Below are 14,702 nucleotides of genomic sequence, written 5' to 3' on the forward strand. Positions count from 1 at the left end.
TCAACTTCAGTTCCCAATTTCCTCAAACCTCAGCAGTCTGATGTTCTTGTTGTCTTTCTACAAATGTCTGGACACGGGCGCGGTATTGTCTTAAGGTTTCATCTACCCAATCGCGATCATTACTATTAGCATACAAATGTACTAGTGGTTCGCTAGCGTCTGGTAGAACTAATAGCCAACTGTCGTCATAGGGCTGACAAATTTTCACGCCGTCGATGAGTTCGAGATTTTGGGCTGGGTGAGTTTCAACTAAGTAGCGCATCAACGCACCTTTGGCTGTCCAAGGACAGCGAACTGTGTGAGCTTTGTGAATCACACGGGGCAATTCTGAGCGGACTGTAGCCAAAGAACGCTCCTGGATGGTGAGCATTTCAATGATTTTGGCAATGCAAAACATGGAATCAAATCCTGGATGCAATTGCGGGAAAATGAAACCGATGTCTCCACTACCACCCAAGACGACATTTGGGTTTTTCTGAGAAGCTTCCATCAAAGCTGTTGGGTTGGCTTTGGTGCGGATGATTTTACCATCGTGGCGACGGGCAACTTGTTCGACTCCGCTAGAAGCATGAACCGGTACAACTACTGTGCTTCTGGGATTAGCCATCAAGATCATGTCCACCATTAGCGCTGTCAACATTTCCCCACGAATCGGAAAACCCGATTCATCAACTAAAATCAGTTGTTCGCCATTAGCCGATACTTGGACACCAAAGTTAGCTTTCAATGCCTCGACTACATGGCCTAATTGAGTCAGCAATCCTTCGCGGTCAGTGGTTGACATGGCGGTTTGATTGAGACTGGCATTTAGTACCACCGCATCAGCACCAAATTTATCTAACATTTGCGGCAAGACTGCCCCAGATACGGCGTATACATAATCAATCACCACTTTGGCTCTGCTGTTTCGCAATGTATCGACATGCAATAATTTCTCAAAGGCGGTGCAGTAGCGGTCAATGACTTGGCTGGGATAGGAAACATCGCCAATTTCGTGAATTTGCGATCGCCGCATATCTTCTTTAAAATAAGCCCCTTCAATTTTCTTTTCTAGGGCTTTTGAGATATTAATGCCCTTGGCATCCATGAATTCGATCAAAATGTAATCTGGGCGGTCTGGGTGGACTCGCACATGAATACCACCAGCTATCAACATTGTAGGGATAACCGTGCGAGCGATGGGGATAGCTGTGGCATCGAGGTTTTGAATATCAACACCTACTGACATCAAACCGGCAATGAGCGATCGCGTCACCATCCGTGAGACATTACGCTGGTCGCGGGAAACCGTGATTTTAGAACCAGGCTTCAAAGTAGAACCGTAAGCAGCCCCCAACTTTACGGCAAATTCTGGAGTAATGTCAATATTAGCTAATCCTTGTACCCCGCGCTGCCCAAATAAATTGCGCTGAGCGGTATTACCCCAAATCAGGTTGATGTTTAAAATAGCACCTGACTCAATCTTTTTACTCGGCCAAACACGCACACCAGGGCTAATTTGAGCTTCTTCTCCAACAGTAGAAAGCGAACCGACAACAGCCGCTTCTAATACATGAGCGCGGCGGTCTACACGAGTACCACGGGAAATTACACAGGCTGAAAGATGTGCTTCTTCACCAATAATTGCACCGTTCCAAACAATCGGTCGCTTGAGATTTGCATCTGCGCCAATCGTGACATTATCACCAATTACTGTACCGTCTTCAATCTGTACTCTTGCCCCAATGCGGCAATTATCGCCAATCACGGCTGGGGTTTCAATCACTGCTGCATGATCGATATAAGTATTTTGACCTACCCACAACCCAGGTGAGATTTCTTTATAGGGAAAGTCGAGTTCTACCTTACGAGCTAGTGCATCATACTGGGCTTCACGATAGGCATCTAAATGACCGACATCGCACCAGTAACCTTGGGCGATGTAGCCATACATAGGTTCATTTTTTGCCAACAGCAGTGGAAATAAGTCTTTGGAAAAATCAGATTCAGTGTTAGCTGGCAAATAATCTAAAACTTCTGGTTCAAGAATGTAAGTGCCAGTATTGACGGTATCAGAAAAAATCTCACTGGTAGAGGGTTTTTCTAAAAAGCGACAAATTCGTGCTTGTTCATCAGTAATTACCACACCAAATTCAATCGGATTCGGAACCCTAGTTAGAATTAAAGTTGCTTTTGACTGTTTTTGTTTATGAAATTCAATTGCTGCGGTGAGGTCAAAATCTGTTATGCTGTCACCGCTAATTACCAAAAAAGTTTCATCAAGGAGTTCAGCGATATTCTTCACACATCCTGCCGTACCCAGAGGTTGGTCTTCTTCGACAGCGTAGGTCATCTGTACACCAAAATCGCTGCCATCTTGAAAGTAGTCTCGCAGAACATCAGGTAGATAATGCAGTGTTGCAATAACTTCTGTGATTTGATGTCGTTTGAGGAGATTAATGATATGTTCAGCAATTGGTCGATTTAATATCGGCACCATAGGTTTGGGCAGATCGCAAGTTAACGGGCGAAGCCGCGTTCCTGAACCGCCTGCCATCAGCACTGCACGCATAAATCCTCCTTAGCTATTTGCAGCATTTGCTGCTTCAAGACCCATGAGATCAGTTTTGTGATTCTTGTTCTAGTCTCCTATGGATATTGATATTTAAGTAACATCCGCAAGACGCATCTATGAAAAATGAGTATATTTACTCTGTAGATAGCTAGTTTTGCCTAACGATAATCAATTAAGAAAAATTGTCTTTGAAGTAACTATACTAGACCTGCCGTGAAAATGGGAATTGGGCATTGTCATTCGTTATTGATTCTCCGCAGAAGGGCAGGGCTTTAAACCCAATTTTTTGGTAAATCGACCGAATGCAGCACATCAGGCTTCAGAGACACTACGCGAACAGCTCAAACTTTTGGCTTTGTCATTAGTCATTGGTCATTTGTATTGACAAAGAACAAAGGACAAATGACCAATAACAGTTTAAGTCCTGCTAATCGTCATTCAAATTACATCTTTGCGTCTCCGTGTCACGGCGTCTTAAGAGCAGTTTGAACTATACAAATTAAAAGCGCAACAGCTTATACTTGATGTAGGACTACTTAACTCAAATGCTATTAGTTACTCACGGAGTTCATGGGAATGGTTAAATTAATTATTGTTGCTTTGATAGGGGTTTATGTAGTTGGTGTTTGGAAGTTTTGGAAAGGATTTGAGCGGACTAATTTTAGTCCAAGTTTACCAAACCGTATTGGTTTAGCTTTGTTATGGCCAGCTTTATTTATTACTAATCCATCCTATCGCCGTAACTTTAGAAAAGCGTTGAAGGGCTAGAAACTACTATTAACGAGTTCCGTGGGGTTAAATCCCCCGGTGCTATAATCGGCAAGTTTTGTGTTGGGGTCTTACAAAGTTGAGGCAGTGTGATCTTGGGGAGCCACTGCGCCCTTCGGGTTTCCCGGCAGCCGCGCAAGTGGCGTGGTTTCCCCCATGAACAACTGCCGTCAGTGAGGAGGAAACCCAAAGAGTGACTTTGCGCTAAATCCCCATTACAAAACTTAATTACGGATTACGAACTTGTATTTAAGCGATCACATTTTTTTAATAAAATAAAGTCGGCTTCAAGACCTAAGTTATCCCTATCCCCTATCCCTTATCCCCTGCTCCCTATCAATCATTTCTGTTGATTCTTTACCCTCAAGCAAATTATGAGAATAACTAGGTTGAGAAAAACCATCTGCGATATCTTTGATAAAACCAGCTACGGGTACTGCAATTAATAAACCCAACACACCAGCAATATTGGTTCCTACCAATAAAGCAACTATCACCCATATTGGTCTCAAACCTGTAATACTACCCAACAAACGTGGTGCGATCGCTTGGTCAATTAACTGATCAATTACAATAGCTACAGCAAACACCTTCAACGCTAACCAAAAATCGTGTGATGCGATGATTAAAACTATTCCTAACAAACTCACAATATCGCCAAAAGGAATCAAACTTAAAAATCCAACTCCCAAACCAAACAGCAAGCCAAACTGAACTTGAAATATTAAGAATAATAAAGTTTCTGAAACTCCCATTAATAAAGCCAAAGTTCCCTGACCAATTAGGTAATTTTGGAAATTCTGCTGAATAGACTTGCTGACCTTTTGAGCAAAATTACCTGGTATTTTCTTAAATATTCCCTCCCAAAGTCTGGGCCCATCTAATAATAAGTAAAAAGTTATGACTACCGTAATTAACGCTTCAGATATACTATCAATAGTATCAATAATAATGCCCAATAGTTTATCAGAGAGATACTCTAATTCATCAGGTAATCGGTCAGTTATGCGTGTGAATAGCTGACTTAAATCTATATTTAACTTATGGCTAAAAAGCCAGGTATTTAAAATTTGTACTTTCTCCTCGCTGGAATCAATCCATTGAGGTAGCAGTCTAACCATCTCATGAAATTGCTCTAAAGCAATAGGTAATAAAGTAATACCTACAGAAATAATAAATACCAAAGTCAAAATAAAAACTAATGCTACTGCATAGTTGCGTTTAACTCCTTGTCGCTGGAGAATTGAGACAGGGTAGTTTAAAATGAAAGCCAGTAAAGTAGCTAGGATAAAAATTGTTACTAAGGGTTGAAAACTTTGAAAGAACTGAAACGCTAGCCAAAAATTGAGAAAGGCTAAAGGAAATAACAGCGTTAAAATTAACCATTTAATTAGTTGGTTGAGTGAAAAAGGCATATTTGAAATTCAAAATTAAAGACATTTACCCTACGTAGTCTTGCTATAGGCAGAGATTTAAACTTTGACTAAGTAAGTTAGCAAGAGAAATTCAATGTATATGAATAAATATGATTTTAATGTATAGTGCGTTGTCGCGCAGCGCAACTTAAATTGTTGACGGTGCATTAGCCTACGGCATAATACACCCTACATTGATGACATTCATATTTATTCATATAGCTTGAAGTATTAGCGCCGATTTACTTACTAAGTTTCACTAAAAGCGGAAAATTGCTCATCATTTATTCTGCCTGCTTGATATAGAGTTGTGGTAATTTCCGAAATAGTTAAAACCGCATGAGCGCGATAACCATTTTGTTGCAACTTATCTTGCACTTTTTGCTCATGATCAATAAGTACCACAATATCATTTACATTTAATCCTGCTGATTGTAGCTTTTCTGCTCCTTCCATCACACTTTTACCACTGATCAGAATATCATCAACTACCGCAACAGTTTCTCCAGGATAAAAATTACCTTCAATTACTCTCCTAGTTCCGTGTGCTTTAACTTCCTTGCGAGGAAAAATCATCGGACATTGAAGACGCAAGGCTAAACCAGTAGCAGTAGGTAAAGAACCATAAGGAATACCTGCCAATCTATCAAAAGTAAGGTTTTTCAAAATATTCTCATAAGCAGTGAGAACTTGATTAAATATTTGTGGATTAGAAATGATTTTGCGTAAATCGATGTAATAAGGAAATATGGCTCCTGATGCTTGGACAAAATTGCCAAACATAATGCAGCCAATATCATAAAGTTGTAAAATCAAATCTTGTTGAGGGTGTCGATTTAAAAAACAAACATCAGGCAGCCACACAGAACAGGTAGAATTATCTTGAACATTTTCAGCTTTTAAATGATTAATTTCTGCACGTAAAATTTGAACTTCTTCAGATAATTTTTGATGTCCCAACATATCTTGAGGAACTGGAATCAGCAAACCATCACCGCTACTATTTAAACCTGCCGCTATAACTTGCTTTAAGTTACCACCTTCCGCCCAAATGCTACGTGCCATAATCAATCTTTCAGGAGCAATTGAGCGAATAAGTGCAAAAGTTTCAGGATTTGTTGTACCTACTTCCAAACCCAACTGTTCTGGAGTTCCCCAGTTTTTTGATTCCTTGACTACCTGTAAATAAAAAGGTGACTCCTTTGTCGGGTGTTGTTGTAAGATTTCTGCTCTGGAATTAGCAGTACAACATAGAATAAACACAGCTTTATCAGCATAGACCAAAAAAGGTGCTACATGGTCTTGTCCGGCGTAGGGACTGAGGGTTATTGCATCTACGTGCCAATCTGTAAACACGGTGCGAGCAAAGACAGTACTAGTATTTAAGTCACTATGTTTAGCATCTAAAATAACAGGGATATGGTCTGGAATAATGGCTAAAGTTTTATGCAATAGTTCTAAACCTGGGATTCCCAAGGCTTCATAAAAACCAAGTGTAGGTTTATAAGCACAAACAAAATCAGCAGTTTCAGTAATAATAAATTGCAACCAATTCCATAAATTAGCAATAACATCTTGAGATTCGTAACTAGCAGGCATCATCTCTGGATTAGGATCAAGACCTACAAATAGTAAGCTTTGATTTTGTAAGATGTTATAGTTCAATTTATCAAAAAAGTTCATTATTTTAAGTTCTGGTTATGTAAATAGACAATTTATGACTTTCTCAAAGCCCTGCAAACCATTCGTAACCTTGGTCTTCCCAGTAGCCCTTAAAAAGGGATAAGTAACTAACTAGCGTAATTTGAGTTACCCACTTACTCTGCTTATAACCAAGTTTGATTGGTGAAGCTAAACGTAAAGGCGCACCATTTTCTTTTGGTAAAACATCGCCATTTTTTTGATAAGCTAATAAAGTTTGCGGATGTAAAGCTGAAGCTATATCCCAACTTTCATAATAGCCGTCGGCAGATTTAAAGTATGCATATTGGACATTATCTTTAGGTTGAGCAAGTGCAATAATTTCTTGCAAACGCACACCACCCCACTGCACGATCGCAGCCCAACCCTCAACACAAACATGGCGAATAATCATAGAACTTGAAGGTAAAGCTTGAATTTCTGTTAGGCTTAGACTCAGAGGATTATTGACCTCACCGTTAACAATCAAACGATATTTTTCTAGGTCAATAATCGGAGTATTTCTAAATGAATTAATAATCAACGCTTCTGGCTCAATCTCACTTAGAGAAAATTCCGGTACAGGCTTTTGCGATTTAAAGATTAACTTTTCGACATTCTGATTTAATGGTTCTGAAAGCTTACCTACAATATCTTCAAATATCGGTGTACCGCAGCCACCAAGTAAGAAGCTAATGCCAGAAACCCCAGAGAGTTGTAAAAAATTACGGCGTTTTATTAGAGAGCGATTAACACGAATTATCATAATTTGTGATTTTTTATTTTTCCCTTATTTCACATTTCCTATTCCCCATTCACCAAAACATCGATTCTGTCAATTCAGTACCTCCGGCTTTACGTCCTAATAGAGAGTGAATTATGGCAAATGCAGTTACTATTGGCACTGAGGCAAAGTGAACGATTCGCAGGGCTTGCCAACTGCCAAATATATCTACAATCCAAGGAAATTGAGCAGGTTTATACATACCAATTCCTGTGAATAAAGCTAACAGCAAGATAGGGATAATCGCTGTATAGGCAATGCGATGCCAAGCATAAATTAAGCGTTTGGAATTTTGACTTTTTTGTAATGCTTTAATGTCATTAACTCCTACGAATCGATATCGCCAACGTTGAGTAATTAAAATATAAATTCCATACCAGAGGAGATTTAAGGAAAATAGCCACATCCCTGCAAAATGCCAGTGTCTACCACCTGCTAACCAACCTCCTAAAGTAAATATTGCAGGAATGTGTAAACCTGCACGTCCACCAAAAACAGGATTGGCGTTGTAAATTTGTAGTCCGCTAGTGAGCATGATAAACAAGCTAATGATGTTACATGAGTGAAAAATTTTGGCTCCTATTGCTTGGGTTGGTAACTTTTGAGTTTTGATTGAGGTCATACTATATTTTGGGAAATAGGAGGGGTTTAAAATGCAGAGGGACGCAAAGTAAGCGCAGCGCAAAGTTTTGTTCGCGTAGCGTCTCCGTCAGGAGAAGGAGGGTTTCTCTGCGTAGGAACGCCACTTGCTTCAAGCCGGGGAACCCGTCCAACGCAGTGGCTCAACTTTTCAAGACAGAGGTATGCAGAGGTTTTGCAAGAGAATTTGCGAATAATTGTTTAAAGCACCATTATTTATTTATGGAGATTGTAATGCGTGAATTTTGAATTAAGCGAAGGGGTTGACCTCTGTTACAAGAACTTTATTTGCACTACATTTTACAGGTTATCCGGATCTGTCGAGACGCCCTGGAATAAAGCTACATACTCAATCCTCTGTATCTCAGCCGGAACATCACTCTTTGATGTACTCGACAGCAAAACAACTCTCATCAAACTGCCTCAGTGATTTTACTGGGGCAGTTTGGTATTTGCTCGGTGAATTTCTAGGTAATACCTTGAGCTAAAACTTCGTTACCTAAGTAAAAAAGCTTAACCTAAATTTGTACAAAATTTAACTCAATCTTTGCTAATACTGTGTGGCTTAGTAAGAAGATTGTGTGGTAAGAATGTTAAAGCACAGTATATCTATCGGGATTTAGATGTATCAGTTTCATCAACACAGAGATAAAACCCAAGTTAAAGGCTTTTGGAAGTTGCTGTCCACCACAATTAAAGATTCTAGATTAAGGATTGTAGATTCATGAAACTGCAACTTCTCATCCCAATTTACAAAAATCCTGATACGCGTGGGTGTTTCGTAGGGGTTTAGCATTGCTAAACCCCTATCTGGGTATTTGTATCGTTATTAACGTGAAATGATATCAACATCAGCAGATTCTGAGCAGAACTATTCAGTATGCACGCGCGGACTCTCTTCATTAGCAGCTCAGGTACATACTTAATCAACAAAGTGTATCACTTGGGACGATTAGAGATACTGAGATAGGCGATCGCTTGATTCTGCATACAATTTGGACAATTTTTTCTGTGGTGTTTTTTTACTGAACTTGAGGAGTATCAATGCTTGAGGCTGTCGTTGTTGCTTGGCTATTACTGTTTGTTGGTGATTTCCTTTCGACTTTCGTCTACCACGTACCAGAGCATGTTTTTGGTAGCCTTCATTTAACAACGCATCATTCTTGGAAAAAAGACTTTCGCCACTACGCCATTCTCACATTCAATGCCCAAGTTCTCTTGGATGGTATCTTAGGTGCGCTGCCATATCTGCTTATGGCAGTTTTTTTATGGTCTTTCTCTCCAATAGGTGTTATTTGTGGGCTACTGTTTGGTCAGTTTCATGTGTGGTGGAGACACATTGCAGTTTTAGGTTGGCAAACTCCAAAACCTATAACAATACTGTGCCAGTTTCTTTTTATCACCACACCTGAGCAACACTGGATACACCATCAAAAAACTAACGTAGGTTTTGGTGATATTTTCACATTCTTTGAACACCCAGCTAAAACTTGGATGCGCTGGTTACGCTTACTCAGGGTACATTTGCGTTACTCGCGTGTTTAGGGAATGGGGAATGGGGAATTATCATTTGTCATTTGTCATTTATTACTGATTATTCTCCGCGTCCTGTGCGTCCCCCCATCTCCGCGTCTCAATCCCCAGTCCCCAGTCCCCAGTCCCCAATCCCCAATCCCCAGTCCCCAGTCCCTGTGATCTTAAAAATCCACTCCTCGTTTAAGTTCTACTCCTTGATTGGCATAGTGTTTGTGGCAGTATACTTCAGAGTGAACGCTGGCTAGGTCAAAGTAAGCAGGTTGATTTTGACAGCGGCCGGTGATGATGATTTCGGTGTCACGGGGTTTGCGGAGTAAGGCTTGGACTATGGGTTCTACGGGGAGTAGTTCTAAGTCAACGGTGGGATTGAGTTCATCGAGAATGATGGTTTTATATAGTCCAGAAGCGATCGCAGTTTTGGCAATTTCCCAACCGCGTTCAGCTTCTACGTAGTCCAATTCTTGCCGAGAATTACGCCAGACGATCGCATCTCGACCACAGCGTTGATGATCTACTACTTCAGGATACGATTGCTGTAAGGCGGCGATCGCTGCATCTTCTGTGTAACCACTGCCACCTTTGAGCCACTGCATAATTAATACACGAGTAGAACCTGGGTGATTGATGCCTCTACCGATTGCCTGTAAGGCTTTGCCCAAAGCGCTAGTAGATTTACCTTTACCTGCACCAGTATAAATTTCAATACCCTCAAGTAATAGTGCTTTTGCAGTCGCGTGGTGTTGGGGTTTCATTTCTGAGTGCAGATCTGCAATATCAAGCAACTTTTGTGGCGCACCGCGTCCAGTAGCGATGATTTCTAACTCCTGGGGTTTAGATTTTAATGTCTGCACCACCTCGTCCACTGACAGTAAACCTAAATCTAAGACAGGGTTAATTTCATCTAAGACTACAACAGAATATAAATCAGAAGCCAGCGCACCTTTAGCCACATCCCAACCCCGTGCCGCTTCTGCTCGGTCAAAGGAAGTAATTTGCTCAGGCCCAAAAAACTCTGCTCTGCCGGTGCGAACTTGGTCTATTAAATGCGGAAAACCTCGCTGCAAAGCTGCGATCGCACCATCTTCATCATAATCACGTTCTGGCCCCTTTAAAAACCGCAGTAGTAAAACCCGGTTGGAATAGCTAGGTGTATTTATCCCCAAGCCAATCGAGCGCAAAACCACCCCTAAAGCTGCTTGAGACTTACCTTTCCCCGCACCATCGTAGACGTGAATTTGACCAGCGAGCCGTTCAGGACGCACTTGCGCCGTGCGAATACCGATACCGTTCCTTGTCATCTCTCGAAAAGCTGTATTCTAGCGTAATTTATACCAATGTAAAAGGGACTGGGTTTGAATTTTGAAAATGTTGTGGATTACCAGGTAGAGACGCGGTAAGGCATCAAGTAAAAATAAGTAGTGCGAGCATCTTGCTCGCGCGGGCAAGATGCCCACACTACAAATATTAAATTGTTCAACTTATTTTTACACGAATCCTAACTTCAGCAACTAAGTATTAAAAGCAAGAGCATGTATAAACACAATCAATAGGTAATACTGTTACACAAGTATGGCAAACAACAAGAACAATGCGATAATTGCCCCCATCACCCTTAACATGCTGTTATGCATTCAAATTACGTACCTATTTTTGAGGTTCATCCTTTGTCATTGGTCACTGTTGGGCGTTAAGCGTTCCCTCTGAAACAAAAAATACGCAATTTAGACCTACATCCGCTGATCGCAGTTATACTCTCTAAAGTTAACACTTGCCGCTAACCTTTATGCTAGAAAACTTCGCACTTCCTAAAATTATTCCAATTGGTGTAGTTTTGTTTAATTTTTTATTTTTCTTGATTGCTATTCCTATTGAAGCATATATATTTCATAATCGGCTAAAATTCGATAAAAAAACTAGCACTTTTTATGCTATATCTGTTAACTTATTTTCTGGTGTAATTGGTTGGGTTGCATTTTTTTTGTCAGAGCCAATTTTGGCTATAGATATCAAATCAGAATTAATTAATTATGTATTTTTCAATAGTTTTAAATCTGCCAACACACCATTTGTATTAATTGTAACTGCTTTTATAATTTTCTTCGCTACCTTCTTAGCCAAGTTTTTGATTTTAAGAATATTATTAGTAACTTTGACAGAAAAACCTTGGGAGAAAAAAGAAGAAACTCAAATTTCTCTACAGCGACGAAAATGGCGTACTTTTAGCATGGCTAAATTGCAAAATACAAATTTAGTGACTACTACACTAATAGCTAACTCGTTAAGTTACAGTGTGATTACCATTATTTTGTTACTTCGTTATCGGTAAATCGAATAGAGAAATTCCCAACTTAATTTTTGAGCAAAATTATGAGACAAAGGCAGAATAAAAAACATGAATACTTTATTTAAAGATGTAATAGGAATTTTTAAATTTGTTGAAGAACTTTACGCAGGAGTTAAAAAAGTATTAGTTCCGCCAAAAGCTTATTCATGGCAGACATTGATTTATTTGAGTGTTTTTTCGTGGATAGTATCATATTTTGCGATCGGTTATATAAAAGATATCATTGCCTTTTGCGGTTGGTTATTTTTAATTGCTGGTACAGCTTGGTATACAACTGAAGATCCTCTGAGAGTTCCTGGTACTTTTATGCCAGTGGGAGCAGTCATCACCGGCTTTTTAGTTAGTGTTTTTGCATTTGGAAACCAAGAAGATATAATTACGCCAAGAACAATAGTTCTCTGGCCAACGATCGCAGCACTAATTACAGCAATTCCCGAATTTATTGAAGGAGATGATACAGACGCCAAAGCTCAAATTCCTAAACCAGAAGACCGCCAAAGAATTTTAATTTTACTTGGTAGTTCCATGGTACTGAGTTGCTGGCTACAGTTTTATTTTGTGATGGATAACTGGTTACAAGAATATCCGAGTTTACAAGCTGATAATTTTAAGCGTAGTACATTTGTTGTTAGAACAGAACAGCCAGTCCGAATACCAGCTAATGGTGTGATAATTCTAGACAAACTACAACCATTAGTAGAAGATCAAATAGCTGCAAAACCTTGGTCAGTAGTAGAAAGATGGTTGCTAGATGCAAAACCACAAATAGACAAATTGAGTAGACCAATAATTGAAAAAAACTTAGTCAAGTATGAAGAAAAAAGATTATGGGTTGCTGAACCACGTGTAGTTAATCTGAGGTCTAGTTCTGGATACATTCTAGATTTGTTAAGTATTTGGAGAGGGCCAAGTTCTAACCCACGGGGATACTACTTGAAAAAATCTTGTCGAGTAGAACCAGTTGCTGCAACCAACAAAGCCGGAGAAAAAATCACCGTTGCAGAAATTGCTTGCTTGCGCCTCAGCAAATTGATTGCTGGATCACCTCCGCCGATGCAGTAATGGGGAGTGGGGAGTGGGGGGATGAGGAAGACGCGGGGACGCGGGGACGCGGGGACGCGGTGAGACAGCGAGTAAAGGAGGGTTTCCTGGAGCAGGCGACTGCGTTAGCGCAGCGTTAGCGAGCTTGCGAGCGTCACCCGAAGGGGGACGCGGGGACGCGGAGAAATAATTAATTACAAATGAAAAATCACAAATGACAAATCATAGAATTTTTGTACTAGCAAAGAATGTGTTTCAGGAAGTTGTACGCGATCGCATTCTGTATATTATCGGTTTTTATGCGCTCATCCTTGCCGCTGCTTTTCGCATTCTACCGGAATTTGCGGCATCAACACAAGACAAAATGTTTTTAGACTTTGGTATGGCGGCGATGAGTGCGATCGGTTTAATTGTGACAATATTTATTGGTACAGGATTGATTAATAAAGAAATTGAAAAACGCACTATTTTATTGTTAATTGCTAAACCTGTCAGTCATAGTGAAATTATCATCGGCAAATACTTGGGTTTATCCACAGTACTAGCTATTTTGTTAGCCTCTATGACGGCGATTTATTTGGGTTTATTGCAGTTTGGCCATATTTCTCATCAAACAACGAGCATTATTGTTGCAGCAATGTTTATATTTTTGCAGTTGTCATTGATAACTGCTGTAGCTATTATGTTGGGTGTTTTTACTGCTTCTTTATTGGCGACTACTTTAACCTTTGCTGTGTATTTAATGGGTAACATTACACAAGATTTATTAGAATTTGGTCGGCTGAGTCGTAATTCCAGCGTCGAATGGTTAACTCAGGGTTTATATCTTATCTTGCCAGATTTATCGCGATTAGACTTGAAAAACGAAGCCGTTTATGGTGTTCAAGCACTACCAGATGCGATCGCACTCATGAGTAGTGCTGGCTATAGCTTGATTTACAGTACCATGTTGTTGGCGATCGCCATTTTCATCTTCTCAAAACGCGAATTTTAAAACTCACAAATTCAATAAATCACTATCTGTGGTTGCTCAATTGTGCCATCAGGCATGATGGTATCCCGCAATTTGGCATAAATTAGCTTTGTTTCCCAAAGATTGGCATCACGCAAATTTGCTTTAGTTAAGTTTGTCCATGTGAGGTCTGCACCAGTTAAATTAGCCTCGGTCAAATTAGCTTCTAACAAAATTGCTCCACATAGCTTTGCACCAGCAAGATTTGCTCTCACTAAGTTAGCTTCAATTAGTGATGTTTCTATTAACTTTGCTTTCCTTAAGTCTGCTTCACTCAAATCTGCACCACACAAAGAAGTACCCCAAAGATTACTACCCATCAGCTTGACTCGCCATAAAAAAGTTCCACACAAATTTGCTTGTTTTAAATCAGCATCAATTAAATTAGCCTCACACAAAGAAGCTTCATACAAATTAGCTTCACTTAAATCAGCACCCATTAAATTTGCACCACTTAAATTAGCACGAGTCAGGATAGAACCACACAGATTTGCTGAACGCAAATCCGCACCTATTAAGTTAATACCACTTAAATCAATATCTCTTAAATCAATTCCACTCAAGTCATATCCACTAAAATCCCGGTGCTGAAAACATTTATTTATAATTTGACTTGATATCAATTCCTGTTTGTCAGCATAATTTTTCATGGTATTTGCCTCTGGTGTAATCTGTCTGTAAAGGTCAATTTGGAGAGATACTGTATATTGAGAATACACTCCAAATGTACATAAACTGAACAGATATTCGGCAATAAATTTAGACAAAATTGCTAAAACGTTGAAAATCCACTGTTGCTTGAGTTTTTATAACAATAAATGCTGACATAAATCAGGAAATATTGATATAGCAATCCTAAATCATTAGCGGTAGGGATAGCGTAGCGTAAAGCCTACGGCATAGCTTCGCTTAGAGCGAGTCATCTCCCA

At 39.8% G+C, this 14,702-nt stretch carries 12 protein-coding genes; 5 read left to right on the forward strand and 7 right to left on the reverse strand.

Going from position 1 to position 14,702, the window contains the following annotated elements:
• Positions 1-22: 22 nt before the first annotated feature.
• Positions 23-2,551 (reverse strand): sugar phosphate nucleotidyltransferase, encoded by a 2,529-nt coding sequence (locus AC5JMF_RS15570; protein ID WP_495796635.1) that lies wholly within the window; start codon positions 2,549-2,551, stop codon positions 23-25.
• A 579-nt stretch (positions 2,552-3,130) separates the two neighbouring features.
• On the opposite strand from AC5JMF_RS15570, the gene AC5JMF_RS15575 reads away from it, so the two are divergent.
• Positions 3,131-3,322, forward strand: a complete 192-nt coding sequence (locus tag AC5JMF_RS15575; RefSeq protein ID WP_495796636.1) for a hypothetical protein — start codon at positions 3,131-3,133, stop codon at positions 3,320-3,322.
• A 305-nt stretch (positions 3,323-3,627) separates the two neighbouring features.
• Here AC5JMF_RS15575 and AC5JMF_RS15580 read toward each other — a convergent pair whose 3' ends face one another.
• The 4 genes from AC5JMF_RS15580 to AC5JMF_RS15595 form a co-directional block, all read right to left on the reverse strand.
• Positions 3,628-4,737, reverse strand: coding sequence for an AI-2E family transporter (locus tag AC5JMF_RS15580; protein ID WP_495796637.1), 1,110 nt, complete (start codon positions 4,735-4,737; stop codon positions 3,628-3,630).
• A gap of 249 nt (positions 4,738-4,986) precedes the next feature.
• Positions 4,987-6,420, reverse strand: a complete 1,434-nt coding sequence (locus tag AC5JMF_RS15585; RefSeq protein WP_495796638.1) for a bifunctional orotidine-5'-phosphate decarboxylase/orotate phosphoribosyltransferase — start codon at positions 6,418-6,420, stop codon at positions 4,987-4,989.
• A gap of 43 nt (positions 6,421-6,463) precedes the next feature.
• Positions 6,464-7,183, reverse strand: a complete 720-nt coding sequence (locus AC5JMF_RS15590) for a molybdopterin-dependent oxidoreductase (protein WP_495796639.1) — start codon at positions 7,181-7,183, stop codon at positions 6,464-6,466.
• A gap of 49 nt (positions 7,184-7,232) precedes the next feature.
• On the reverse strand, positions 7,233-7,823 hold the full coding sequence (locus AC5JMF_RS15595; RefSeq protein ID WP_495796640.1) for a cytochrome b/b6 domain-containing protein: 591 nt from the start codon (positions 7,821-7,823) through the stop codon (positions 7,233-7,235).
• A gap of 1,061 nt (positions 7,824-8,884) precedes the next feature.
• On the opposite strand from AC5JMF_RS15595, the gene AC5JMF_RS15600 reads away from it, so the two are divergent.
• Complete coding sequence (locus AC5JMF_RS15600) at positions 8,885-9,385, forward strand: sterol desaturase family protein (protein WP_495796641.1); 501 nt, start codon at positions 8,885-8,887, stop codon at positions 9,383-9,385.
• Positions 9,386-9,537: 152 nt separating this feature from the next.
• On the opposite strand, the gene AC5JMF_RS15605 is transcribed toward AC5JMF_RS15600, so the two are convergent.
• Positions 9,538-10,674 (reverse strand): cob(I)yrinic acid a,c-diamide adenosyltransferase, encoded by a 1,137-nt coding sequence (locus AC5JMF_RS15605; RefSeq protein WP_495796642.1) that lies wholly within the window; start codon positions 10,672-10,674, stop codon positions 9,538-9,540.
• A gap of 485 nt (positions 10,675-11,159) precedes the next feature.
• On the opposite strand from AC5JMF_RS15605, the gene fraC reads away from it, so the two are divergent.
• The 3 genes from fraC to AC5JMF_RS15620 all read left to right on the forward strand — a co-directional run bounded on the left by fraC (position 11,160) and on the right by AC5JMF_RS15620 (position 13,755).
• The gene (gene fraC / locus AC5JMF_RS15610; protein ID WP_495796648.1) at positions 11,160-11,702 is read left to right on the forward strand and encodes a filament integrity protein FraC; all 543 of its coding nucleotides are present in this window, start codon (positions 11,160-11,162) and stop codon (positions 11,700-11,702) included.
• Positions 11,703-11,768: 66 nt separating this feature from the next.
• On the forward strand, positions 11,769-12,782 hold the full coding sequence (gene fraD, locus AC5JMF_RS15615) for a septal junction protein FraD (protein ID WP_495796643.1): 1,014 nt from the start codon (positions 11,769-11,771) through the stop codon (positions 12,780-12,782).
• Positions 12,783-12,975: 193 nt separating this feature from the next.
• On the forward strand, positions 12,976-13,755 hold the full coding sequence (locus tag AC5JMF_RS15620) for an ABC transporter permease (protein ID WP_495796644.1): 780 nt from the start codon (positions 12,976-12,978) through the stop codon (positions 13,753-13,755).
• Positions 13,756-13,766: 11 nt separating this feature from the next.
• Here the strand turns inward: AC5JMF_RS15620 and AC5JMF_RS15625 are convergent, their stop codons facing one another.
• Positions 13,767-14,423 (reverse strand): pentapeptide repeat-containing protein, encoded by a 657-nt coding sequence (locus tag AC5JMF_RS15625; RefSeq protein WP_495796645.1) that lies wholly within the window; start codon positions 14,421-14,423, stop codon positions 13,767-13,769.
• Positions 14,424-14,702 lie beyond the last annotated feature (279 nt).

The organism is Desmonostoc vinosum (assembly GCF_059505385.1).